This is a genomic window from Fictibacillus sp. S7 (assembly GCF_004127935.1).
GTDB classification, from domain to species: Bacteria; Bacillota; Bacilli; order Bacillales; family Fictibacillaceae; genus Fictibacillus_C; species Fictibacillus_C enclensis.
The window spans coordinates 4,059,671-4,083,295 of sequence record NZ_QJKL01000001.1 but is presented as its reverse complement, the minus strand read 5'-3'; the positions used below and the strand labels follow the sequence as shown (position 1 = coordinate 4,083,295).

24 protein-coding genes are annotated in these 23,625 nt (G+C 43.6%); 5 read left to right on the top strand and 19 right to left on the bottom strand.

Annotation, left to right across the window (positions count from 1 at the left end; genetic code table 11):
• Positions 1-168 precede the first annotated feature (168 nt).
• Together DMO16_RS20715 and DMO16_RS24410 are read left to right on the top strand one after the other, a co-directional pair.
• On the top strand, positions 169-441 hold the full coding sequence (locus DMO16_RS20715) for a hypothetical protein (protein WP_061971964.1): 273 nt from the start codon (positions 169-171) through the stop codon (positions 439-441).
• A 69-nt stretch (positions 442-510) separates the two neighbouring features.
• Positions 511-660, top strand: a complete 150-nt coding sequence (locus tag DMO16_RS24410; protein ID WP_164988978.1) for a hypothetical protein — start codon at positions 511-513, stop codon at positions 658-660.
• A 97-nt stretch (positions 661-757) separates the two neighbouring features.
• On the opposite strand, the gene DMO16_RS20710 is transcribed toward DMO16_RS24410, so the two are convergent.
• From DMO16_RS20710 to rpsN, 9 genes are all read right to left on the bottom strand, one after another.
• The gene (locus tag DMO16_RS20710) at positions 758-1,174 is read right to left on the bottom strand and encodes an anti-sigma regulatory factor (RefSeq protein ID WP_129479894.1); all 417 of its coding nucleotides are present in this window, start codon (positions 1,172-1,174) and stop codon (positions 758-760) included.
• 321 nt (positions 1,175-1,495) lie between these two features.
• Positions 1,496-1,783 carry a hypothetical protein gene (locus DMO16_RS20705; RefSeq protein WP_061971962.1) on the bottom strand — a complete coding sequence of 96 codons (288 nt, stop codon included), beginning with the start codon at positions 1,781-1,783 and terminating at the stop codon, positions 1,496-1,498.
• Positions 1,784-1,858: 75 nt separating this feature from the next.
• Complete coding sequence (locus tag DMO16_RS20700) at positions 1,859-2,758, bottom strand: cation diffusion facilitator family transporter (protein WP_164989024.1); 900 nt, start codon at positions 2,756-2,758, stop codon at positions 1,859-1,861.
• Positions 2,759-2,934: 176 nt separating this feature from the next.
• Positions 2,935-3,384, bottom strand: coding sequence for a GtrA family protein (locus tag DMO16_RS20695; RefSeq protein WP_240482323.1), 450 nt, complete (start codon positions 3,382-3,384; stop codon positions 2,935-2,937).
• Positions 3,381-5,084, bottom strand: a complete 1,704-nt coding sequence (locus tag DMO16_RS20690) for a DUF6044 family protein (protein WP_129479893.1) — start codon at positions 5,082-5,084, stop codon at positions 3,381-3,383. Before DMO16_RS20690 ends, DMO16_RS20695 begins: the two co-directional genes overlap by 4 nt.
• A gap of 37 nt (positions 5,085-5,121) precedes the next feature.
• Positions 5,122-6,003: a UTP--glucose-1-phosphate uridylyltransferase GalU gene (galU, locus tag DMO16_RS20685; RefSeq protein WP_129479892.1), complete on the bottom strand. Its 882-nt coding sequence runs from the start codon at positions 6,001-6,003 to the stop codon at positions 5,122-5,124.
• A gap of 174 nt (positions 6,004-6,177) precedes the next feature.
• Positions 6,178-7,164, bottom strand: coding sequence for a Gfo/Idh/MocA family protein (locus tag DMO16_RS20680; RefSeq protein WP_129479891.1), 987 nt, complete (start codon positions 7,162-7,164; stop codon positions 6,178-6,180).
• A gap of 75 nt (positions 7,165-7,239) precedes the next feature.
• Positions 7,240-8,220, bottom strand: coding sequence for a CobW family GTP-binding protein (locus DMO16_RS20675; protein WP_129479890.1), 981 nt, complete (start codon positions 8,218-8,220; stop codon positions 7,240-7,242).
• Positions 8,221-8,425: 205 nt separating this feature from the next.
• Positions 8,426-8,695, bottom strand: coding sequence for a 30S ribosomal protein S14 (rpsN, locus tag DMO16_RS20670; protein WP_061971951.1), 270 nt, complete (start codon positions 8,693-8,695; stop codon positions 8,426-8,428).
• Between the two features lie 236 nt (positions 8,696-8,931).
• Between rpsN and DMO16_RS20665 the strand changes: the two genes are divergently transcribed.
• Complete coding sequence (locus DMO16_RS20665; protein ID WP_129479889.1) at positions 8,932-9,861, top strand: metal ABC transporter solute-binding protein, Zn/Mn family; 930 nt, start codon at positions 8,932-8,934, stop codon at positions 9,859-9,861.
• Between the two features lie 35 nt (positions 9,862-9,896).
• Here DMO16_RS20665 and DMO16_RS20660 read toward each other — a convergent pair whose 3' ends face one another.
• From DMO16_RS20660 to DMO16_RS20645, 4 genes are all read right to left on the bottom strand, one after another.
• Positions 9,897-10,787 carry a manganese catalase family protein gene (locus DMO16_RS20660; protein ID WP_129479888.1) on the bottom strand — a complete coding sequence of 297 codons (891 nt, stop codon included), beginning with the start codon at positions 10,785-10,787 and terminating at the stop codon, positions 9,897-9,899.
• 57 nt (positions 10,788-10,844) lie between these two features.
• Entirely contained in the window at positions 10,845-11,069 is a 225-nt protein-coding gene (locus DMO16_RS20655; RefSeq protein ID WP_061971948.1) for a YuzF family protein, read from the bottom strand.
• A gap of 114 nt (positions 11,070-11,183) precedes the next feature.
• On the bottom strand, positions 11,184-12,926 hold the full coding sequence (locus DMO16_RS25255) for a glycine betaine ABC transporter substrate-binding protein (protein ID WP_129479886.1): 1,743 nt from the start codon (positions 12,924-12,926) through the stop codon (positions 11,184-11,186).
• The gene (locus DMO16_RS20645) at positions 12,923-14,131 is read right to left on the bottom strand and encodes a quaternary amine ABC transporter ATP-binding protein (protein ID WP_061971946.1); all 1,209 of its coding nucleotides are present in this window, start codon (positions 14,129-14,131) and stop codon (positions 12,923-12,925) included. Before DMO16_RS20645 ends, DMO16_RS25255 begins: the two co-directional genes overlap by 4 nt.
• Positions 14,132-14,522: 391 nt before the next feature.
• On the opposite strand from DMO16_RS20645, the gene cls reads away from it, so the two are divergent.
• The gene (gene cls, locus DMO16_RS20640; protein ID WP_061972898.1) at positions 14,523-15,971 is read left to right on the top strand and encodes a cardiolipin synthase; all 1,449 of its coding nucleotides are present in this window, start codon (positions 14,523-14,525) and stop codon (positions 15,969-15,971) included.
• Between the two features lie 273 nt (positions 15,972-16,244).
• Here cls and cccB read toward each other — a convergent pair whose 3' ends face one another.
• Both cccB and DMO16_RS20630 read right to left on the bottom strand, forming a co-directional pair.
• The gene (cccB, locus tag DMO16_RS20635) at positions 16,245-16,568 is read right to left on the bottom strand and encodes a cytochrome c551 (RefSeq protein WP_129479884.1); all 324 of its coding nucleotides are present in this window, start codon (positions 16,566-16,568) and stop codon (positions 16,245-16,247) included.
• A gap of 19 nt (positions 16,569-16,587) precedes the next feature.
• Positions 16,588-17,466, bottom strand: a complete 879-nt coding sequence (locus tag DMO16_RS20630) for a LysR family transcriptional regulator (RefSeq protein WP_129479882.1) — start codon at positions 17,464-17,466, stop codon at positions 16,588-16,590.
• 111 nt (positions 17,467-17,577) lie between these two features.
• Between DMO16_RS20630 and DMO16_RS20625 the strand changes: the two genes are divergently transcribed.
• On the top strand, positions 17,578-18,687 hold the full coding sequence (locus DMO16_RS20625; RefSeq protein WP_129479880.1) for a citrate synthase/methylcitrate synthase: 1,110 nt from the start codon (positions 17,578-17,580) through the stop codon (positions 18,685-18,687).
• A 46-nt stretch (positions 18,688-18,733) separates the two neighbouring features.
• On the opposite strand, the gene DMO16_RS20620 is transcribed toward DMO16_RS20625, so the two are convergent.
• The 4 genes from DMO16_RS20620 to DMO16_RS20605 form a co-directional block, all read right to left on the bottom strand.
• Positions 18,734-19,291, bottom strand: coding sequence for a bifunctional transcriptional activator/DNA repair enzyme AdaA (locus DMO16_RS20620; RefSeq protein ID WP_129479878.1), 558 nt, complete (start codon positions 19,289-19,291; stop codon positions 18,734-18,736).
• Positions 19,292-19,313: 22 nt separating this feature from the next.
• Entirely contained in the window at positions 19,314-20,300 is a 987-nt protein-coding gene (locus DMO16_RS20615) for a methylated-DNA--[protein]-cysteine S-methyltransferase (RefSeq protein ID WP_129479876.1), read from the bottom strand.
• A 301-nt stretch (positions 20,301-20,601) separates the two neighbouring features.
• Positions 20,602-21,645 carry a hypothetical protein gene (locus tag DMO16_RS20610; RefSeq protein ID WP_129479874.1) on the bottom strand — a complete coding sequence of 348 codons (1,044 nt, stop codon included), beginning with the start codon at positions 21,643-21,645 and terminating at the stop codon, positions 20,602-20,604.
• A 72-nt stretch (positions 21,646-21,717) separates the two neighbouring features.
• Positions 21,718-23,022, bottom strand: a complete 1,305-nt coding sequence (locus tag DMO16_RS20605) for a murein hydrolase activator EnvC family protein (RefSeq protein ID WP_129479872.1) — start codon at positions 23,020-23,022, stop codon at positions 21,718-21,720.
• Positions 23,023-23,625 lie beyond the last annotated feature (603 nt).

The following is a 23,625-nucleotide window of genomic DNA, read 5'->3' as shown; positions in this document are numbered from 1 at the left end:
GGCAATAAAGGGGGTGAGTTGCTTCAAAAGCTTTTTACCCTCATTAACTCTTGTTCAAACATTAAAATAAAAAAAGTTTTTAAAAAAGAGTTTTGAAGTTACCTACAAAGGGAATTTACATAATATTCCCTTTTATTTGCGATTAACAATTAAACAGGAGGTTTTTCCATGAATACTCGCAGGGTTATTGGTATTTATCCTTCAGAAAATAAAGTTCTCAATAAACTAAAGTTACTTAAGAAAGATGGCATGAAAACAGAACACATGATCATCGTCAACCCCTCTGAGCCTCAAAAAAACCTGCCAGCTCCACCAAATATTCTGCAAAAACTCATAATGATCGGCGTTTCCGAAAGCGAAGCCAAATTATATGCTGAAGTGTTAAAAGAAGGACAATACATCTTGCTCAACACCGTCACCCACAAGAAATACTTAACCTGATTTTTTTGTTCCCCAAACATATCAGCCATCACTTCTCCATATAGTGTAGGAAGAAGGAGGCGCATCCGCTTGAACGAAACCGACCAGTTAAAAGCACTGAATCAACTATTGGAGATTATTCATTACAAGGGAAATGCCCGGAAACTATCTTTTATGAACCGGTCCCTTTTTCATTCCAAAAAAATAAAATCAAAAAACATCACCCGCCTTCGTTCATAAGGGAGGGTGTTTTTCTTTTATCTCATAACACGGTATAGAGATGGAAGAAGAATAAAAATAAGCCGCTATTCCTTTTTCCATAAGGAGTTGGCGGCTGTTAATTTAATCGTTGCATACACCACTTGATGGCAGTAACTTCGGTTCCTACTTCCAGCATGGTATGAACGTTGAAGATATCCATAAGCTTCTGAACACCCGGCAAGCCTGTTCCCAATCCTCCCGAACTGGTGTAACCGGATTGGAGTGCCAGATTAATATCTTGAATACCAGGCCCGCGGTCGACGGCCGAAACACGGATACCGGCGCGATGGTTTTCCCTGATCGCTTCTACAATGATTTTTCCTTCGCCTGCGTAGAGATAGATATTTCTTGCAAGCTCGGATATTGCTGTCTTAATTCTCACTTGATCAACTGCATTAAATCCGATCTCCCGTGCCAGTACCTTTCCCTTCTGCCGGGCGATGAAGATATCGTATTCACGTTTTATTTCAACCGTAACCTGGTGATAGTTCACGGTAAGCACCTCTATTCCTGGATTATTGGTAGTGCTTACTTCCTACTGGCACGGGATATGGGATTATGTAAAAACTTCAGAATGTAAAACGAAACTATACTCCACATACCTTTCAACAATTTAAGTATTATTCCTTTTTATTTCAACAAATTTGTTCTGATTTGAGGATATATTACTACATATTCAGCTGTTTACGGTGTTAACTGCTTATTTCGGCATTTTTCTTCTATTTCCTTCGCATGCAGATTTATTCATTTGCTCCTGCTTCTTGAGTCAAAAAAAAGCCCCCATCCGATGATGAGAAGCTTTGTGTCTTGTTTTCTATTTTCCGGAATTTTCATGGCCGGGCAGCTGTTCATCAGGAGTGGACTGGCCTCCCGCCGAAGTATTGTCATCAGGGATAATGGCGACCTGATTTCCTGAAGCGTCAGGTTTTGCTTTTCCGGATTCCGAGCTTGGCAGGTTATCATTTGATGAGCCGAAATCTGCAATTGAAACTACTTTAAGCCCTAAACTGTTTAGATTATCATTTAGCTTGTTACGAAGGTCCTTATCAAACGTTTCATGTGCTTCTGCCGTATATTCAAGCTGAACATTAATCGTTTTCATTTGAGATCTCCTCCTTCATTTCTTATGCAAAACCTATTCCCGTTTTTCTTCAGCATAAACAAAGAGTGACATCAGTCACTCTTTGTCGGGAAAGTATGGATTGATATGGATAAAGACTTCTGATATATCCGGAAACTGTGTTTGAAGTTCATCTCTCAGGTTTCTGGCGATATCATGCCCTTCTTTAATGCTCAAATCAAAATTAACCGATATGCGCAGGTCCAAAATAATGTAATGTCCATGTGTTCTTGCTCTCATGCGGTCGATTCGCTTTATATCGGGAAACTCCATGACGACTTTTCGATATTGAGAAAGAACCGGCTTCTCAATATTTTTGTCCATGAGGATGTCGATCGACGAGCCCAGAAGCTTCAGAGAAATTCTTAGTATGAGAAAGGCCACGATCAAGCTCGCTGCTGCATCGCCATAGAGCAAATAGTGTATATTATATTTCTCGCCGATAATGGAAAGAATTACACCAAAAAAAGCAGCCAGAGAAGCCACAATATCTGCTTTATGGTCAAAGGCGATCGCTATGATGGCTTTACTGTTATACTTCTCTCCAAGTTTCATTGAATTGCGATACAGAAGATGTTTCGCAACATAGGAAAACAGAGCCGCCACCAATGCAATGTATTCAGGAGCTTCAGGCTCCCCCAGGAAACCAAGAATCCCTTCAACAACAATGTAAATGCTGACAAGAAATAGAATGATTCCAACAAAGCCTTCACTCAGGACTTCTGCTTTCCCATGTCCAAACGGATGGTCCTCATCAGGCGGCTTATTGGAAATGCCGACCACAGCGAGAACAGCTATAGAAGCCACAATGTCCGCAGCCGAGTGAATTCCGTCCGCAAACACAGATTCACTTCCGGCCAGCAGCCCCACTGCAACTTTCCCTATGGTTAATATACAGTTGCTGACCAATGCAAGCCAGGCAACCCTTTTTCCAATCTTCTCTCTTTCATGTACGATTTCCATGTTCCCCTCCTAAAATAATGTTTCCCTTAGGAAAAAAAAATCCCGAACCGCTTTGCGGTTCAGGATTGGCCGGTCAATTTAAAGTTTGAAGTCAACATATCCATCATTCCTTTAATAATAAAAAACCCAGTTTTATAATGATACTCTTTTAAACCCTCAAAATCAAGCAGCTAAAGATGGCTTCCGACCCCTTTTTCCGGGGGAAACACCAGCCATCTTTGTCCCGCATAATTCAACAACGTATAAAGCCCTGTTCCAATCAATACCGCTGCATCATCCGCCGCCTGGCCATATTCGGGCAGCAGGGCATGAAAGCCCCAAACAGCCATCCGGATCGCCGCATAATAGGCAATAACATAGCAAGCCAGGATGACTGCGATAAAGCGCATAATGCTGCCGCTGACGGGAGATTGGCTTTTAAATGTAAATACCCGGTTTAATACATAGCTGACACAAGCACCAATGGCATTTCCCAGAAATGTAGCCACCCAATACGAAGCCCCCGTACCATGCAGCAGAAGATAGATGGATCCTAACCCGACAAGTGTATTGACCACACCTACCATTAAGAAACGCACAAACGAATGATTCATCGACTTTCCACCTGTTCCTGTTTTCATAATTGACCCTCTTTGACGGCACGGTAAAGATAGATAGTCCATGCCGAGTCACGCTGAGTAAATTTCCTTATGTATTGCAGATTATTTTCCTTTGTATTAACAATCGGAACCGCAGATAAAATGTATTCTCCACCCATCCGTGTAAAAACAGTCGTGTTAAGCTGCAGATGCTTAATTCTCTTTTTGGAGTTTTTCGTGTAGTTATAACGCTTTCCCAGCTCTGCCGAAAACAAATAGCAGCGGTTTCCCCAATCGTCGTAATAAGCCGCAAGCCGCGGACTCCTTTCCAATTCTTTCTGAATGATTTTACGGAATTCGTGTTTATAGGACAACGGATAATAATTATTGTACGTATCCAGCGTATAAAATCCATTATATTGAGCGATCGCAGGATGAATGCCCAAACTGGCTACACGATAGGAGGATTGTGGCTCTCCAATATAGCTTTCAATCTGCTGGAATTGCTTCTCCGCATAAAATTGTTTAAACGAAGGGGTTTGCCAGAAACGATAATAAATTTCCTCATTAAAACAGCACAGGATAAAAACCTGAAGCATCAATCCGGCCCGGATCCACGTCCGCCATTTCTCTTTATCCCATAACAGCCAAATGCCCAATGCAAAGAGTACATAAATGACAAGCGGGCGAAGGAAATGATACCTTGCAAAGTTAAACGTAGCAATAAAGTGAAAGTGATCTTTGATGGGAATCCAGCCTTTATAAAACCAGAAGGCATACCAAACAGACAGGAAAACATTAAGTAAAAATAAAAACTGAAAGAGCTTTACCTGCTTTTCATCCTTTTTTCTGCCCCAGGATTTATACAGCGCTACAAACAACACAGGTAAAATGACGACTGTATGTACCGTCATGTCATGGGTATGTCCCAAAAGAAAGTTTTTGAACACGAGCTGGACGGATCGCAAGAACGCAAGGGTCGAAATCTGGAATTCATCCCTGCTGGTTGGGGCTTGCGGGACTATCAGTGAATAAACAAGCCTGTATTCAATCAGAAGATAAATGGCTGTCATCAATGCAATGCTTCCCAAAAAACGTAAATTCCACCGCTTTTTTGTGACCAGTTCCCAAAGCCAAAACACACCCAAAGCACTGAGAAAAAAGAAAAATCCAAGAACAAAACTCGAGTATAAAGGAAGAAGAATAAGTGTTAGCCACTCCTTCCATGTGTCCTCATGCTTCCGGATTGTCAAAAAGGCCCATAAGGCAAGAGGCTGGCCAAGGGTGCTAAGCATACCCGATGGCCAGAACGGAGTGAGTGCAAAGGCAACCGATACCCAAACCGATACAGGATAGGCTTTCTTGTCTGGCAGGATGTGTTTTTTCAATAGAAGGTACATGCCAAGAAAAGCAAAAATCCGTGTGACCGCCTGGCTCAGCGCGTAGGCTGTCATGGATGAAAACCAATTGTGAAACCATTGAATCAGGCTGAATTCTGTGCCGAACGCGTTGCGCGGCAGGCCATTAATAATCTGGGGAATAACGCTGTCCATCGGCCCAAACAACTGCCCGCTTTCTTTCAGCACGTTGTACCATGCAATGTTGGAGTCCATATTATCATGCACCCTGATGTGTGCATCCTCACCAAGAATAAAAGGAGGAGACATAAAAATTAAAAGAAGTGCCCAGGCCAGTATCAGATGTTTTTTTTCAGGCTTTAGATCTGACCAGTACTTAGCCATCTTGCCACTCCTCACATTTTATCCTTAGGTGCTTTTTTTAAGGATGTTTCAGTATTCTTTCTTTTAAATAATGAAGGAGAGGTTCGCGAAGCTCTTCATTCTGCAGAGCGAATTCAACGGAAGTTGTAATAAAGCCCAGCTTATCTCCCACATCATATCTATTCCCTTCAAACTCATAGGCATATACGTGTTGAATCTGATTCAGTTTTTGGATCGCATCGGTCAGCTGAATTTCACCTCCGGCTCCTGCTTCCTGGTTCTCCAGAAATGAAAAAATTTCAGGTGTCAAAATATAGCGCCCCATGATGGCAAGGTTGGAGGGCGCTTCACCGCGAGGCGGTTTTTCCACAAAGTTTGCTACCTCGTATAGGCGCCCGGACTTTGAACTCGTTTCCACAATACCGTACCGGCTGGTCTCTTCGTCCGGGACTGGTTTTACCCCAATCACGGAGGACTCCGTGCGTTCAAATTGCTCTATCATCTGGCGGATGCAGGGAGTTTCTGCCTGAACAATGTCATCTCCAAGCAAAACGGCAAAAGGCTCATTGCCGATAAACTTCCGTGCGCTCCAAACCGCATGGCCCAGCCCTTTCGGATGTTTCTGCCGGATATAATGAATATCAGCCATTTCCGAAGAGCGCTGCACCTCTTCCAATAGTTTGACCTTGCCTGTCGAGAATAAACTATGTTCCAGATCAAATGAGTAATCAAAATGGTCCTCAATCGCCCGCTTCCCTTTTCCGGTAACGATCAGTATATCCTCGATTCCGGAATTGATTGCCTCTTCCACGATATATTGAATGGTTGGTTTATCCACGATCGGAAGCATTTCTTTCGGCATGGCTTTTGTCGCCGGCAAAAATCGTGTACCCAGCCCCGCTGCCGGAATGATCGCTTTTTTCACTCTCTTTGTGGTCATCTATATCTCTCCTCAGCTATGAAATGTCCTTAATTCCATCTTTTCCTCCATTATAAATGAATACACAGATTCACCTTTATCATTCATAAAAAAATCGTAAACAATTTGGAGTGAGGAAAACCTTGCCTAAAAAATAAGCTGCCCAAACACCATTTGAGCAGCTTACTCTTCCTATTATTTACGGTCATTCGGATAAACAACGCCAAGCTGGCTGCGAACGTCGTCCATAATTTCCATTACAGCAAGCGAGTTATCGTGCGAATTGATATCCGATTCCAGTTTTCCCTGCTGAATCAAGGAGATGAATTCTTTCGTTTCATAGTACATCGGTTCATGTTCGAGAGAAACCGAGATATCCCGTGAATCTCCGCCCCTGTACCGTAATTCGACCTTCTCCGGTGTATGGATCCGGTCGATGACAATGCTTCCCTTCTCCCCTTGAATCTCGGAAGGAAGGGAGGAATCGGAAATTTTCGAATACGTAATGACCGCTTCCATCGTGTCATAGGTCAGTAAAATGCTGCCTTCTCCGTCCACCCCGGTCTCAAGCTTAATTCCGCTCGCTTTAACCGACTTTGGCCGGCCAAACAACACCACCAGCGGGTATATGCAATATGTGCCAAGGTCCATGAGTGCTCCATTTGAGAACTCTGGTTTGAACGCATTAAGAATCGTTCCTTCCTTGTACGCATCATATCGTGAAGAATACTGACAGTAGTTGCCCACATACCTTCTGATGGTTTCAATCTCGGACAAGTGATCCCTGACGGCTTTGAAGCCGGGAAGAAATGTTGATTTCATTGCTTCCATCATAACCACGTTGTTCGCCTTGGCCGATTCAATCATTTCCTTGATTTCATCGGCATTTGAAGCAAGTGGTTTTTCGCAAAGCACGTGCTTGCCATGGTTCATCAGCTCAATGACCTGCCGGGCATGAAATGAGTTTGGGCTTGCCACATAAACCGCGTCGATTAAATCGGATGAAGCAAATTCGTTAAAATCCGTGTAAACAGTCGAAACTCCATGTTTCCCTGCAAATTCCCTGCCTTTTTCCTCTGTACGCGAATAAACTGCATTCAGCTTAAACTCTTCGAGATCACCTGCTGCTTTCAAAAAGGCATCTGTAATCCAGTTTGTACCTATCACACCAAAACGTATCACTCGATGGATCCTCCTTCAATTCACTGTTCAACAGCCAGTTTACCATATTTCCGCCTTTTGTCCGTTAAAATCCGTTTATGCTTGCAGCGTTTGCAGAAATTCCTTCTGGAATGATGTTTGAAGGTCATCAACCGGCATATTGTAGCCAATTAAAATTAGACACGTAGAGCATTCCTGGTCTTCCATCCGTTCCATCTCCACTTCTTTTGAGGCAAATTGAAATTGATAGAGACCACTTGGAGAAGCAAGTTGCACCATCCCCTTCGCCCGAAGCACACTTTCCGGTAATTTTTTCAGCCACTTTTCAAAGCGAATCCGCTCCACTGCCGGAATATTTTCAATTTTAACCGCTTTAAACGGATGCTCGTGGTGATGGTCATGATGATGGTGGGTATTTGTCTCACTTTCACCCAGGGTAACGGAGACCGTGCTCATCCGCTTTTTTAACAGTTCATCAAGAGAGACGTTGCCATACACCGTCTCAATGATTTCCACTTCACCTTTAACTAGCTTTCTCAATTTTTTATAGATTTTATCTTTATTTTTTTCCTGAATAAGGTCCATCTTGTTCAAAAGAATCAGCGTGGCGCTGCTCATCTGTTCATTCAGCATCTCCCGGATCTCCCTCGAACTGGAGAAAATGCTTTGGTATTCAAGAAATTTGCTGGCGTCTGCCAGACTGATGACCGATTGAGTTTCAAACCCGTTATGAAGCCGCGGATCAGTGAGTGCCTCCAAAATTTCCTTCGGATTGGCCACGCCCGTTCCCTCAATCAACAGAACATCCACCTGATTTTCTTCCTGCAAAAAGAATTTCAGCTCCTCCCTCAGGTCATCTTGAATCGTACAACAGATGCAGCCGTCCAGCATTTCCAGCATTTTTTCACCTTTAAACAGATGCCCTTCCACATTGACTTGCCCCAGCTCATTCAATACAATTCCCGGTTTAAGGCCTCTGGTTTTAAAGTCGGCAAGCATTTTCAGCAATACCGTCGTTTTACCTGAGCCAAGAAAGCCGCTTAATATGTATGTTGGAATTTTTTTATGGATTGTCATCTTCTGGTTCCTCCCTTAATAACTTTATATAAATCGTAATCATTATGGTTTATCTTAACATGAAAATGGAGCAACCAACCAGAAAAAGCAATAACCATGACTTCTGAAATCTTTCTTGATATTATGGGTGTATTTGATATGGATCTTTCCGCAAAATGACAAAAAGCATTCTTTCCTGCTTTGGAAAAAATGCTTTTATCCTTTATTACCAGCTGGATTTTTTAACACCAGGGATTTGGCCTTTATGGGCAAGTTCCCTGAAAGCGATTCTGGACATTTCAAACTTGCGGAGTACGCCTCTTGGCCGTCCTGTTACTTTACATCGATTATGCAGCCGTGTGGGACTCGCATTTTTAGGAAGCTTGCTTAAGCCCTCATAATCTCCGGCGGCCTTCAGTTCAGCCCTTTTCTCTGCGTACCGGTCAACGATGGCCTGACGCTTCAATTCCTTTTCAATCATTGCTTTCTTTGCCAATTCAGTCAATCCTCCTTATCATAAATCGTACTCATTTCGTTTTGTAGTTTACTCTTGATAAACAAAGTTGTCAAAGAAGCTGCTTTTAAACGTTTTTTGTTATCATTTCTACCGAATACCACTATACAAATGGTGGGCATCTTTTCCAAAACCATTTTAATAAACAAACGCCTTTACAAATCGTAACGATTACGATATATTTTGAAAAGAGATTGTACGGAGAGGCTGATTATTCAATGAAATATCTTAAACTTATTGCGATGCTTTCTATTTTTTCCTTCCTTCTTGCTGCCTGTTCCGGCCAAAAGGAAACAAGTTCGAGTAAAGATCCTAATAAATTAACAGTAAATACGACCATTTTTCCTCTCAAGGATTTTGCAAGTAAAATCGGGGGAAAATATGTCTCGGTTAAAAATGTGGTTCCTGCAGGCGTGGAACCCCACGATTACGAGCCAACTATACAAACGATGTCAGAACTGTCAGATGGGGATTTGTTTATTTATAATGGTGCTGGTCTCGAGGGATTTGCCGATAAAGCGATTGACACACTTGATCAAAATAAAACGACTGTCATTAAAGCTACACAAGGAATAAGGCTTGAGGCAGAACACGCAGAAGGTGAAGATAGTGATCATGAACACAATCACGGCGATACCGATCCGCATGTTTTCATCGATCCGGTGCACTCTGTCAAAATGGCTGAAAATATTAAGGATGCTTTAATAAAAAAAGATCCCAAACATAAAAATGAATATGAAAAGAATTTTGCAGCATTAAAATCAGAGCTGATGAAGCTTGACAAAAGTTACAAAACAACCATACAGAACAGCTCTAAAAAAGAGATTCTCGTTTCCCATGCCGCATACGGCTATTGGGAAAAACGATACGGTTTAAAGCAGATTCCGATTTCCGGTCTTTCTCCTTCCAACGAGCCGACACAAAAACAGCTGCAGTCCATCATCGAGCTCTCTAAAAAACATAACATTAACTATGTACTGTTCGAGGACAACGTGAAACCCCGTGTAGCAGATACAGTAAAATCTGAAGTCGGTGCTGAAGCCCTGTCCTTTCACAACCTTGAATCGCCAGCTAAAAAAGACAGCGATAAAGACTATATCAGCTTAATGAAAGGCAACTTGGACATTTTAAAAAAAGCTCTTCAATAAACAGAACCCTGGCAGCTTTGCCAGGGTTTTTGCGTTTACAAACTCGACATCAGCCGCTTTAAAATGCGCTGATAATCGTCCCGGTCAATACCTGGGGCAAACTCTTCTGGCAGTTCCTCAAAGTCTGGCACCCTTCCCCCTTCCGGCATGCCGTCAATAACCGTTAACTGCTGACCGGTTTCAGGGTTCTTGCCTTTCCAGATCTTGCTGATGTCCCGGTACTCCGGTTCACCCCATGTATAAAGCACATTATAGAGTCCCTGGTCCATGAATGGCTTCGCATAATCAAATTTGTTGTTATCAAGGCTCGGTACCGGGAGCATCTTTCCTACCTCCACACCCGTTGCCACTTCAATGGCTTTTGCATAAGCAATAATATGCGTCCCTCCGCGGACGAGCAGGTAGCCAATCATCGTTCGTGCTGTCGGATGGTCGGTCATTTCGTACACCCTCATTTTATGGGTACGGGCTCCAATTTCAAGCAGGTAGTTATGAAGCAGATCCGCCACGAGATTACCCGAGTTGGTTACGTATTCCCCATTCCATGGACGGCCCATTCCATCCCCAGGATAGGCGGCCTGCGCGGTCGTGGTAAAGTGCAATGAATAACGTGCGTCCTTGCCGTTTTGTAAAGGCGTCATATCCGGATCGCCCGGAAAGGTATTGCCGAATGACAATAAATTGATTGCATTTGCCACGAGCTCCACGTGGCCAAACTCTTCGGCTGTTATGCTTGCCACCAGATCATAAAACGGTTTGAACTTTTTCTTCCCGCGAAAATTGAACGATTGATACATGTAATTATTAAGTGTGGACATTTCCCCAAACTTCCCGCCGAGCAGTTCCTGAACGGCCGCAGCTCCGTTCATATCTCCATGCTCCGGCCTTGGAAGCTCAATTGCCAGTTTATTGACCCGTTTCATCATGTTGCTCCACCTCCGCTGATTTCCGCTTGATTCGCCGCCATCTCTTTCATGGCTGAGTTACTCTGGAACAAGCTGCGGATTCGGGACTACCCAGATGATTTGCTGGGTTCGGATATAAAACGAATTACCTCCGGATTCCACGACAATATGATCCGGTACCACCTGTTTAAGTGTTCCCCGGACAGAACCCCTTTCCGTTTGAACAACAACAGCCTTACCTATTACAGTCTGAAGGGTTTGAAATACATATGGATCACTGACAACCCAATTGATGTTATTCATGCTGGCCTCCCCATTCACTGCTTTTGCGTATTCCATTATATATTTATTAGCGAAGTGAATGCATTAGTCCAAGTAAAAAAAGGACAGCCTAAGCGGCCGTCCTTCCTCCATCAATTATTTGCTTTTTTTCAGATCTTCAATTGAATTAATGTCCATGTACTTCGGAACCGTCAAACCAAGCTTTGTACCTTTCAGGTTTGGTCCAAGATCCTCAAACTTGCCTTTGTACTTGTCGTAGTAATCCTTGTGAGTGGTTGGCAGCCAGGCGGCAACCATGGCATCAGCGCTCCCGCCTGCCACACCGGCAAACATCGGGCCTGCTTCCACTTGCTGAAGTTTTACTTTATAGCCCTCTTGTTCGAGTACTTTGGCAATGACGTTCGTACTTGCAATTTCAGATTCCCAGGCTACATAAACAAGGCTGACTTCTTTGCCGTTGCCTTTTGGTGCGCCTTTGGTCCATTTCGCCACTTGCCTTTTATGTGATTTAACCCAATCCGCTGCAGCATCTGCAGGTTTTGCGCCATCCTGGACTTTCACCATCACATTTTCCATATCGGCTGGTTTCCAGTAGAACTGATCCAGAATTTTGTAGGCGCCCGGATTGTCCTGTTTAAATCCTTTACGGGTTAGCGTGTGAATGGATTCACCCTTACCATACGAACCTTTAGGATCCTTCAAATACTTCAGATCATATTTACTGAACATCCAGTGCGGTGTCCAGCCGGTGACGATAATCGGTTCTTTCTTTTCATACGCCTTTTTCAATTCTGCAGTCATCGCTGCGGATGAACCTTCTTTCAGCGTCCATTCGTTTTTCAAGCCATAATCCTTCATCGCTTTTTCAGTGGCTTTCATTAGGCCTGCCCCAGGATCAATACCTGTAATTTCATAGTTGACCTGGTCACCGACATTTTTAGAACCTGTTTGGTTTGTGACGGCAGCTTGGCTCAATGCTGTTACTGCATAAGCAATCACAAGAACTGCTGCGAGAACAGAATACACCCATTTCTTGTTGATGACGTTGCCCAAAAGCGGTTTACGAAGGTTTTGTGAAACACGGTCAAGAATAATCGCAATGATAACGATAGACAGACCCGCTTCGAAACCTTGTCCCACTTTAATCTGAGTAACAGCCCGGTACACTTCAGCTCCCAGTCCGGGTGCACCAACTAGTGAAGCGATAACCACCATGGATAACGCCAGCATAATACTTTGGTTAACCCCTGCCAAAATGGTTGGAGCGGCAAGCGGGAGCTGTACTTTAAACAGCTTTTGACCTGTGGTTGAACCAAATGCCTCTGACGCTTCAATCAGGTCGCCAGGTACTTCCCGAATTCCGAGGTTCGTCAGACGGATGGTTGGCGGTACCGCAAAAATAACGGATGCCAGAATACCAGGCACGACTCCGATTCCAAAAAACAGGATCGAAGGAATTAAGTAAACAAATGCAGGCATCGTCTGCATAAAGTCCAAAATAGGAGTAATGATTTTTTTCGCGGTATCGTTCTGGGATGCCCAGATTCCAAGCGGAATACCAATAATAATCGTAAGAACGACTGATGATAGCACGAGTGCGATCGTTTGAACTGTCGCATCCCAATACCCAAGGTTATCGATCAATAACAATCCGATCAAAGAAAAAATGGCTACACCCCATCGGCATGTATAGAGCGCAAAAAGTGTAATGATCAAGATCAGCAGGATAGGAGGACCGATATCAAGAACCTTAACAAGATTGTCCAGCAGTCCTTCAATAAAACTTGTAACGGCACTAAAAAGCGGGTCAAACGTGCTGGTAATCCAGTCTACTAAGTGGTCAACCCATTGTGCTAAAGGGATTTTCGGAAAATTCATTCGTCATCCTCCTTTCCATTCAGCCCATCACGGTTTCCAGCGAGTGCCCCGATGACCGCACCTCGAATAATAATTCCTTTAAGCCGTTTTTCTTCATCTATGACGGCAAGCGGAATCTGGGTGTTGGTCATTGGTTCAAACAAATCGGAAAGCAATGTGTCTTCCTTTACTGTCAACACGTCTTTATGCATTACATCTTCTATCGTTTTGCCCTCTTTTACTGCCATGGACGCTGCATCAGCAGTAACTGCTCCAAGCAGGCGCTGCTTGCGGTCTACGATAAAGATGCTGGAATATCCCTGATCTTTCATGATTTGGAGCGCCACACGCGGTCCTCTGTCCGGCGAGATCTTCTCTGCACGTTTCATAACATGCGAAGCGGTAAGTACACGTGATAAGTCCACATCTTCAACAAACCGTTCTACATATTCATTGGCAGGATTCATCATGATTTCTTCAGGAGTTCCAATCTGAATAATGCTTCCATCCTTCATAAGGGCGATCCGGTCGCCAATTCGAAGAGCCTCATCCAAATCGTGTGTTATAAAAATGATAGTTTTATGCATGGAGTCTTGAATTTCAAGAAGCTCGTCCTGCATATCTTTACGGATAAGCGGATCCAGTGCACTGAACGCTTCATCCATCAAAAGGATATCTGTATCGCTCGCCAATGCTCTTGCCAGACCGACCCGCTGCTGCATACCTCCGCTCAGCTGGGATGGAAACTGGTTTTCAAACCCTTTTAAACCAACAATCTCAAGGGATTTCATTGCTTTTTCATTTCGCTCTGAAGCGGAAACGTTTTGAATTTCCAATCCGTATTCTGTGTTCTCAAGCACGGTTTTGTGAGGGAAAAGTGCGAAGTTTTGAAATACCATGGAGATGGTTTTTCGGCGTACCTCTCTTAATTTCGCTGGAGGCATTTTAACGATGTCCTCATTATCAATCAAAATTTCACCGCTTGAAGGATCGATCAGCCGGTTAAGCATTCGGATCAGGGTTGATTTACCACTTCCGGATAGCCCCATGACCACAAAGATCTCGCCGGGATAGATATCAAACGATGCATTGTTTACTCCTACCGTACTGCCTGTTTCTTTAAGGATCTCTCTTTTGGATTTTCCTTTTTTTAATAATTGTACGGCTGTTTTCGGAGATTTTCCGAAGATTTTCGTTACATTTTTTACACTGACTTTTGCATCCATTTAATCACCTCTGTTCTTTCGACATTATACGACAACAAATAACAGTAACTTTTTTATTGTATAGAAGTTTCCTTGTTACACCAAATTATGTATTCTAGGATATATAAGTATGTGACAGGTGCTATTAGGAATGCCTAGGATTAGCCATAATATACTTACATATCTTAAGTTATCCTCCAAAATACTCTTATATGCTTCCTTCTGAGGGGACTTTATATCCTAATAAATGGAAAAAATACTGGTTCATATATAATAGAAGGTGGCAAAAGAAGGAGTTTCCTCTTATTTATATGTAAAGAATTACGACTAAGTCTGAAGAATATGATATGGTAAATATCTAGGTTTTTACACCGATCCTGTTAGGTAAGGAGAAACTATGCAAATATTTTCGATGCACATATTTTCTTACGTTTTAATGTTTTTTTCTATCTTAAATATACTGCTTGCCGCCATCATCGTTTTTAAGGAACGAAGAGATGCCAGCTCCACTTGGGCATGGCTCCTTGTCCTTGTTTTCATTCCTTTAGGCGGCTTCTTTCTATATCTAATGCTCGGCCAAAATTTGAACAGGCACCGGCTTTTCCATTGGGATGACCGCAAAAAGCTTGGACTGGAGCAGATGTTAAAAAAACAGATCACCCACATCCGGGATGGCTCGTTTGAATTTAGCAGTGAGCCGGAACGGGCGAGCCAGGATTTAATCTACATGCAGCTTCTAAACAATGAAGCTCCATTTACAAGCGACAATTCTGTAGATATTTATACGACAGGCGGAGAAAAGTTTAAAAACCTTCTTCATGATATTGATCAGGCACAAAACCATATCCACCTGCAGTATTACATTATAAAAAAAGACAATCTCGGCCGAAGAGTTCGCGATGCTCTTATTGAAAAAGCCAAACAGGGAGTAAAAGTCAGAGTTCTTTATGATGAGCTCGGATCAAGAACCCTTCCTAAAAACTTCTTTGCCGACCTTCGAAAAGCAGGAGGAGAAGTGGAGGTCTTTTTCCCAAGCAAATTTGCCTTTATTAATTTTCGTATGAACTACCGCAATCATCGTAAAATTGTCATTATCGATGGAAAAATCGGGTATGTTGGCGGGTTTAATATTGGGGATGAGTACCTTGGCCTCAGTCCGAGATTTGGAAATTGGCGTGACACCCACCTGAGAATTCAGGGGAAAGCGGTCCTTTCCATGCAAACCCGCTTCATACTTGATTGGAACCAGGCGTCGTACGGACATGATATTGATTATGATCCGGTATTATACCCCAATGAAGACGCCAAAGGAACGGTCGGCATGCAGATTGTTACAAGCGGGCCTGAATCGGAGTGGCCGCAGATCAAGGACGGCTATATCAAAATGATTTCGATGGCAAAAAAGTCCATCACCATACAAACACCTTATTTTATTCCTGATGCGAGCTTGCTGGACACGTTGCGTATTGCCTGCCATTCCGGCGTCAATGTGAATATCATGATTCCCAACAAGCCTGATCATCTTTTTGTGTATTGGGCCTCACTGTCCAATATCGGCGGTTTGCTGAAAGCAGGAGCCAACGTGTATATTTACGACAACGGCTTTATCCATGCCAAATCTATCGTAGTAGATGATGAGATCTCCTCTGTCGGTACAGCCAATTTCGATATCCGCAGTCTGAAGCTGAATTTTGAGATTAATGCTTTTATCTATAATAAAGATGTAGCGAAACAGCTGACCGATGCCTTCCAGGAGGATGTCAAACTGTCCCGTAAACTGACCTGGGAAGAATATCAGCACCGCTCCCGCTGGATCCGGTTCCGGGAGTCCATCTCCCGGCTCCTGTCTCCAATCTTATAAAAAACAAAAAAACCGCCTTGGCGGTTTTTTTGCTTGTAGTGTCTCTCTGTGGTAAACCGCCTTGGCGGTTTTTTGCTTGTTGTATCTCTCTGTGGAAAACCGCCTTGGCGGTTTTTTGCTTGTTGTATCTCTCTGTGGAAAACCGCCTTGGCGGTTTTTTGCTTGTTGTGTCTCTCTGTGGTAAACCGCCTTGGCGGTTTTTTTGCTTGTTGTGTCTCTCTGTGGTAAACCGCCTTGGCGGTTTTTTGCTTGTTGTATCTCTCTGTGGAAAACCTATTTATGCTCCTTTTTCAGCCATTCGGCAACAAGCCTCGCGTCCCCACCGGTTAAAATCCCTGCGGGCATGCCGTTTCTTCCTCTCAGAATGACGCTCATGATCTCTTTTTCGGAATATTTACTTCCGATTTTCTCCAGGGACGGACCTGTTCCGCCTTCCAAATTGTTGCCATGGCATGAGGCACAATTTTGCTTATAGACGCTCTCAGCCGCCTCCATATTTTGTCCTTCATGATACTTTTTCTTTTCGCCGGTATTGTTGGACGAGCATGCGGCAAGTAGAAGCATCGCCAAACTGAACATCGCGAGTTTCTTTTTCATATCTGGTTTTCTCTCCTTTTTATATTCTGTGGCCGGCTACAAAGGAAAGGAACTCCCTTTGTTTTCGATGGTCGTATTTTCTGAGCGCATAGGTGTTAGCTTCGGGAAGCGGGATTGAGGGGCAGTCCACCTCCAGCATCCTTCCCTCCAGCAATTCCCTCCTGACTGTTGAAGCAGGCAAAAAGGAAACACCAAGTCCTTCCACAATAAATCTTTTTGTAATATGCACCTGTGATACTCTCATCATTCGCACTCCCGGATACCGGGTTTTAATACTCTTGGTTAAGGCTCCCCAATAGCCCGGATGATTGTGTGTCAGCAGATACTGAGATTCCAAAATCTCTTTTTCATCCAGTGGCGGTGCTGATTCCAAGTCCCTTCCATCATGTGCACAAACAAACATCACCCTGTCTGTATAGAGAAGATCACAGATCAGATCGGGATTGGCAGTGGGCAGGCATGACAAGCCGATATCCACCTCTTCATTCAGAACGGCTTGTTCAATTTGCTCAGACTCTATAATTTTAACCTCTATTTCCGTTTCCGGATGTTGATTTAAGTAACGTTTTAGCACAAATGGCAAAATTGTATCCGCAATAAGCGGTGAAATGGCCAAAATCAGCTTGCTGCTGAAGCCCTGGCTGAAGGAAGCCATATCCTCCAGTCCGTTTTCATAAAGAGCAATCAGTTCTTTCGCATGATCCAAGTATCGTTTTCCCTCTTCCGTCAGTTTAACTTTCTTTCCCTCCCGATGAAAGAGTAACACCCCGATATCATTTTCCAGCTGCTTAATATGAACAGTGACCGAAGGCTGCGATATATAAAGCAGCTCTGCCGTTTTTCTAAAATTCCCTGTCTCAGCTGCGGTTATGAATGTATAAAGCCAGTTAAACTCCATCATTTTCTCCTTATTATATTTCTTAATTAATTCATTTAGAAAGATTTAATTTTCCTAATTATATATCCATCATACAATAGGATCAAAGAATAAAAGGAGGAGAGGTTTACAATGAATGCAGCAAAAGGACTAAAAGGGGTTGTCGCTGTGGAGACTTCCATCAGTTCGGTAGACGGAAAGAATGGCATTCTCTTATACAGAGGACTCGAGATCAGTGAAGTGATGAAAATAGCATCCTTTGAAAAAGCGGCCTATTTTTTATGGTACGGAAAATGGCCTGATGACCATGAATTTTGCACCTTAAAAAATGAACTGAGCGAACATCGCATGCTTTCTTCAGAAATGAAAAAACTCATTGACGGGCTTCCGAAAAACATGGACATGATGAGCGTGATCCGAACAGCGGTCTCTTCTGAAGGCACAGTCGATTACAGCTGGAAGCCTACCATTAGACAAGCGATTCGATTGACAGCACAAGTGCCTACCATCATTGCTTACCGCAAACGCACATTGGAAGGGAACACTCCGGTATCTCCTGATCCCGACTTGAGTCATGTTGAAAACTATCTTTACATGCTTTATGGTTCTCTTCCTTTAAAAGCCCATGCGGACGCGCTTGAAGCCTATATGATCCTGACGCTGGAACACGGAATGAACGCTTCTACTTTTGCTGCGCGGGTGACAGCTTCCACTGAATCTGATCTGGTATCAGCAGCCACATCCGCCATCGGAACCATGAAGGGACCACTTCACGGCGGAGCTCCATCGGGCGTGATTGATCTTCTTAATGAAATCTCCGAGGCAAACGATATTGAAAAGGTGCTAAGACACAAATTAACAAGCGGAGAAAAATTGATGGGATTCGGCCATCGCGTTTACAAAACCCACGATCCTCGGGCCCTCGCCTTAAAAGAACGCTTGCTGCAAACGGCGGGTGAAGATCCATGGCTCGACCTGGCTTTGGAAACCGAGCGGATGGCAGTTGAACTGCTAAAAGAATACAAACCCGGCCGTTCATTGTATACCAATGTGGAATTTTATGCTGCCGCCATCATGAAAGCCATCCAGATGGAACCTGATTTGTTCACCCCAACCTTTACCGCCAGCCGGATGGTTGGATGGAGCGCACATGTGCTGGAGCAGGCCGAAGACAACACGATCTTCCGTCCGGAGTCTGTATATGTAGGACCTGACCGCAGTGTAGCAGGAAAAACGAACTGATTAAAAAAATAAAAAGAACACTTTCGCTCCCATTGAAAGTGTTTTTTTATGTTTCCTCTTTTATGCTCCTGAACTCACTTGGAGAACAGTTGTGGGCTGTTCGAAAGACTTTATAGAAATTTGAAGTACTCTGAAAGCCTGCCTCATAGCAGATTTCGAGATTGGTTAGACAGGTGTGCGTAAGCAGGTACACCGCTTTATCCAGCCTGATCTTTTCCAAATAGGTCCGGGGAGTCTCTCCTGTCAATCCCTTAAACTGCCGCTCCAGATAAAACGGGCTGACACCCGCATGCTGGGCAACGTCCTGCAAGGTGAGAGGTTCTTTGAAGTGATCGACAAGATAGCCTTTCACCCTGGTGATAAGCTCAGCCTGCGGAGAGAGCCCGGTATCCGGCTGGCACCTTTTGCACGCCCGAAATCCTGCTTTCATCGCTTCAGCCCTTGTATCATAGAATTCGACGTTTATCTTTTTCGGTTTCCTAGAGCGGCAGGAAGGGCGGCAGTAAATTTTTGTCGTTTTAACAGCCGTATAAAATAACCCATCATAGGAACTGTCACACGCCATAATTTTTTCCCACATTTCATTAAATGACAGACTGTCCATCCCTTTTGCCCCCTTTTTCCTCTTATTGTAAGCCTTTGCTTTTTTCAAGTTCAAGAAGAAACTGTTTCCTGTCCAATCCCCCGGCATATCCTCTAAGATCTCCGTTGTCCCCAATCACCCGATGACACGGAATCAGGATACAAATACGATTCTTTCCGTTCGCATTGGCAACCGCCCGGACGGCTGTGGGACGTCCGAGATGCTCTGCCTGCCCTTTATAGCTGCGTGTGGTCCCGTAGGGAATTTCTTTCAACGCATCCCAGGCTTGGAGCTGAAAAGCGGTTCCGATGCTCGCAACGGGAACCGTAAACGTTTGACGTTCGCCTGTGAAATACTCCTTCAGCTCTTTCCCCAGCTGCCGGCTTACTCCGCCAGCTCTTTTTTTAAAATGGGCATTGAGCTTTCTCTTCAGAAAAAGAAGTTCGGTTTCAAGCGCACGCCGGTCCATAAATTCCAGCAGACAGCACTCTCCTTCATAAAAACAGGCGATAAGGACTCCGATCGGCGTCCAGTACCTTTGATAAGTAATGATATTAGTATATTCAGAGTCCTGGTTGTTCTCACTTTTTAAAAGATGGTTCACACGTTTAACATACATGTACTTCTGCAAGTCACCGTCATGTTTCTGTTCAAACCACCTTTTCGCCGCACGATATGATGTATCCCCGGGAGACACCTGCTTTAAATATTTTTCCGGATGGTCAGCCTTTAGGATCAGCTCAGCGAACGTTTCAACCTCATCTCGTTCCGTCCCATAGGTCAAAGGCCGGCACACCTTGCATTCACGAAAGCCAAAAGCAATGAGATCAAACAGCCTTTTTGAGAAGACCGTGTTATCCTTTTGAGGCGGAGCGGCACTGCACCCGAAACGGCAGGCAATTCCTGTCGTTGTTACTCCGGTATAATACTCTGACATCTCCTCCTTTTTCAGCATCCTTTCATACAATGCTTCATGCTTTGGATCACCGGGTTCAATATAATCATACCGGTCCTGAAGCTTCATGTTCATTTTGCCATTCACCTCTTCCTTATTCTGCTCTTATTCTAACAGTCCCCAACCCGGTAAATCGTCCTCATTCTTGCTCTTATGGTCGGAGTGATATAAAAAAAAGATCCGCCTGGTATGCGGATCTTTTCAATCATTTTCGTTTTCTGGCAGATAGAATAAGTGAGATCAGGCTAAGAAATACAGCTGCAGCTCGCAAAGGCGCCACTCCGAATCTCGTAATAATAAAGCCATTCTCAGTATAGACAAATTTCAATGATTTAAATATCGCTCTAACGAGTGATTTACATGATAAAAGGCATGCCTACTTATCTATGATTTCAGGATTTTCGTGAATGATCCTCTCGGCTGTATCCCAAACACCTGGCAAAAAATCGAGGACTTGCCGGGACTTCATTATGATATCGGGATGAGATGATATTCCAAGCTCGTTCAGTAACTCGTGAAAGGCAGGGAGATGCGAGGATTGTGTATCTGCATCGGCATCCGCTGCCAAAATGGTATGGCAGCGTGTAAATGTTACCGCAATCCAGAAGACAGCTTCCCTGTGTAAGCCTTTTTTGATGAGTTCCCTGCTCCCTTCCATTACGATCAGCCGGCTGTCCTTTAAAATATCTGTACTGAAAAAGAAGGGTGTCCTTGATACATTAACGGTGACATCGAATGTTTTTTCGAGATTGTTCAAATGATATTCCACTCGTTTTGGAGTGAAATGGCTGTATCCCAAAAGTTCGAGTAACTCCTCATAAAATCCCTCTAGACGGTAATTTTCAAGTACTTCTTTCGCTTTGACCAAACGAAGCCGGATGGTCGGATTGCGGAGTGCAGCAACCAAAAGAATGTGAGTCGTTACCCCTGAACCAAAGAGAAAGCTCATCACCTGTTCGTGCAGCGGCACTTTAGAACTGATAGAATTGAAACCCGTTTCCACTCGTTTTCTCGCATCCTCGCATCGTGTGAGAACCCACTTTTTTTGAGCTAACTTTGTCGAAACCACACGCTGCAAGTTTTGCAAAACGTTGTGGGGGTCATAAATGATCGTATCAACCCGGAAACTCCCCACAAGATGATACGAAGAGAGGACCTTTTCCGGCGAAGAAAGCTGTTCCTGCGAAAGATAGGTCACTTCCAGCAGTGTTCCTTTATAGAGAAATTTTCCGAGTTTCATTGGCGGATCTTGGAGGGTGGTAACCACAACAATATCTACATCCGAACCCACGGGGAGATTTTCATCATTGTCCATTTCAATCGTGGAGCCGCTAAAATAAGCACCGAGCACCCAATCGCTCGACTCCGCAAAATTATTAGTCCATTCGGCACTATTTTTCCTTGCCTCACCAACCTTCACCCTTCTCACCTCTTTTTTACCAGATTAAAAAAGGGAAGCTGGAGTTGTCTCCTGCTTCCCTCGTGTTGTGGATTAATGCAAATATGGAACTGGATTAACCGCGTTGGATTTCGCGTAATTCCATTGTCCTTTATGAAGTTCAAAATGAAGATGCTGACCAGTAGAGTGTCCAGTATTGCCCATGGTTCCAAGCCGCTGGCCTTGTTTTACAGTTTGTCCGGTGCTAACCATGCGCTCGCTCATATGTGCATAAACGGTAGTGTAAAGCTGTCCGTCAATGTAGGATGAAACAAACACACAATTTCCGTAAGAAGAAGACAGGTAAGAACGTGCCACTGTACCATCAGCTGCTGCTACGATTGGATTCCCGGCTCCGGCTTCTGCAATATCGATGCCAGGGTGGAAGTCACTTCCTCCAAAACGTGTTCCAAACGGAGATGAAACATAGCCATTAGCAGGCCAGATGAAGTTTGCTGAAACATGTGGCGTGCTTTGTTTCGGAGCAGGCGCCGGTGCTGGTGCCTGCCGGTTTTCTTTTTCAGCCACACGTTTTTCTGCTGCCTGTTTTTGAGCGGCCTTTTCTGCTGCTGCTTTGCGTGCAGCTTCTTCACGCTTACGCTGTTCTGCTTCGCGCTTGGCTCTTGCGATTTCTTCTTTAATCGCTTTTTCCTGAGCCGCTAGAATGTCATTCTTCTCTTCGATGCTTGTCACATCTTCATGAAGATGAGTCTCTTTTTTCTTCAAGGAAGCAGACAATCTGTCTTTCGCCTCTTTTTGAGCTTTTAGCTTGTCATTTAGTCCATTAAGATCCTGGAGCTTCGCATTGAGTGATTCCAGTTTTTGTTCCACATCTTTTTTATTTTCTTCTACTTTGGCTTTATCTCGCTTCTGTTCTTCAAGAAGAGCTTTATCCGATTCAGCAATCATATTCAATGAGATCAATCGATCAAGAAAATCACCAAAGTTTTGTGAACCCAGAACCACTTCCAGGTACTTTACAGCGCCTCCGCTCTCATACATGGAACGTACACGCTCTTTCAAAAGCGCGTCCCGCTCTTCAATTCGCTTTTGAATCTTGGCAATCTCATCTTTCAGTCTATCAATCTCTTTTTTCGTATCATCAATTTCTGTTTTTTTCGTCTCGATATCTTTCTTTGTTTGCTCGAGATTTGATTCGATCTTTTCAAGTTCCTGGACCACCTGATCCTGTTGTCCCTGAACTTCCTTGATTTCTGCATTCTTTTTCTGCTTTTTCGTGTCATTTTCGGCTTGTTTCTTATGTATATCACTTAAGGATTGCGCATGCGCTGAAGTGTATGTAAAAACGCTAAAGCCGATGCTAAGTGATAAAAAAGCCTTTAAAACTCTTTGCTTCAATTACATTTCCTCCTTAACCTTACTCCTACAACCCACGTTAATTCCCATCCGTAATTATATCATTAACAAACTGAACTTTTTGGACAGTTATATTACATCTATATTTCAATATGTTACAAAGTTCGCGGTTATGGGACAAAAACTGTAAGTTATCGGAGGTGATTTACAGTTTTTTTGGTTGTTGGGGGTGTGAGTGAGGTGAGGTAGTTGTGTGAAAATTCAGTTATGCTTGATTAACGGAATTTATGCCTAATTCTTTGGTTTTTCACTCAATAAATTTAAATTCCGCTCAATTACGATCATTTTCGATCAATTCCATAATTACTGACAGGATTTCACAGCCAAAAAGGGAACTATAGACCTCCCACGATCAATAGAATGATTACCAGAAGCGCTCTCCTCCCTGAAAAGATAGACTGCTTGAATCAAATCCACACTCAACAAATATTTTATAAACGTCATCTAAAAAGGCTGTCCCATCTCTTAATCGAGCAACATCAGCCTGAATCCTTTAATCCTCTTGAACGGTTTAAAATCATGCCAACCGAGCTACTTACTGGTGTTCATTGTTCTTCCTGTTTCTTTCTTCCCCTAAAAAGAAAA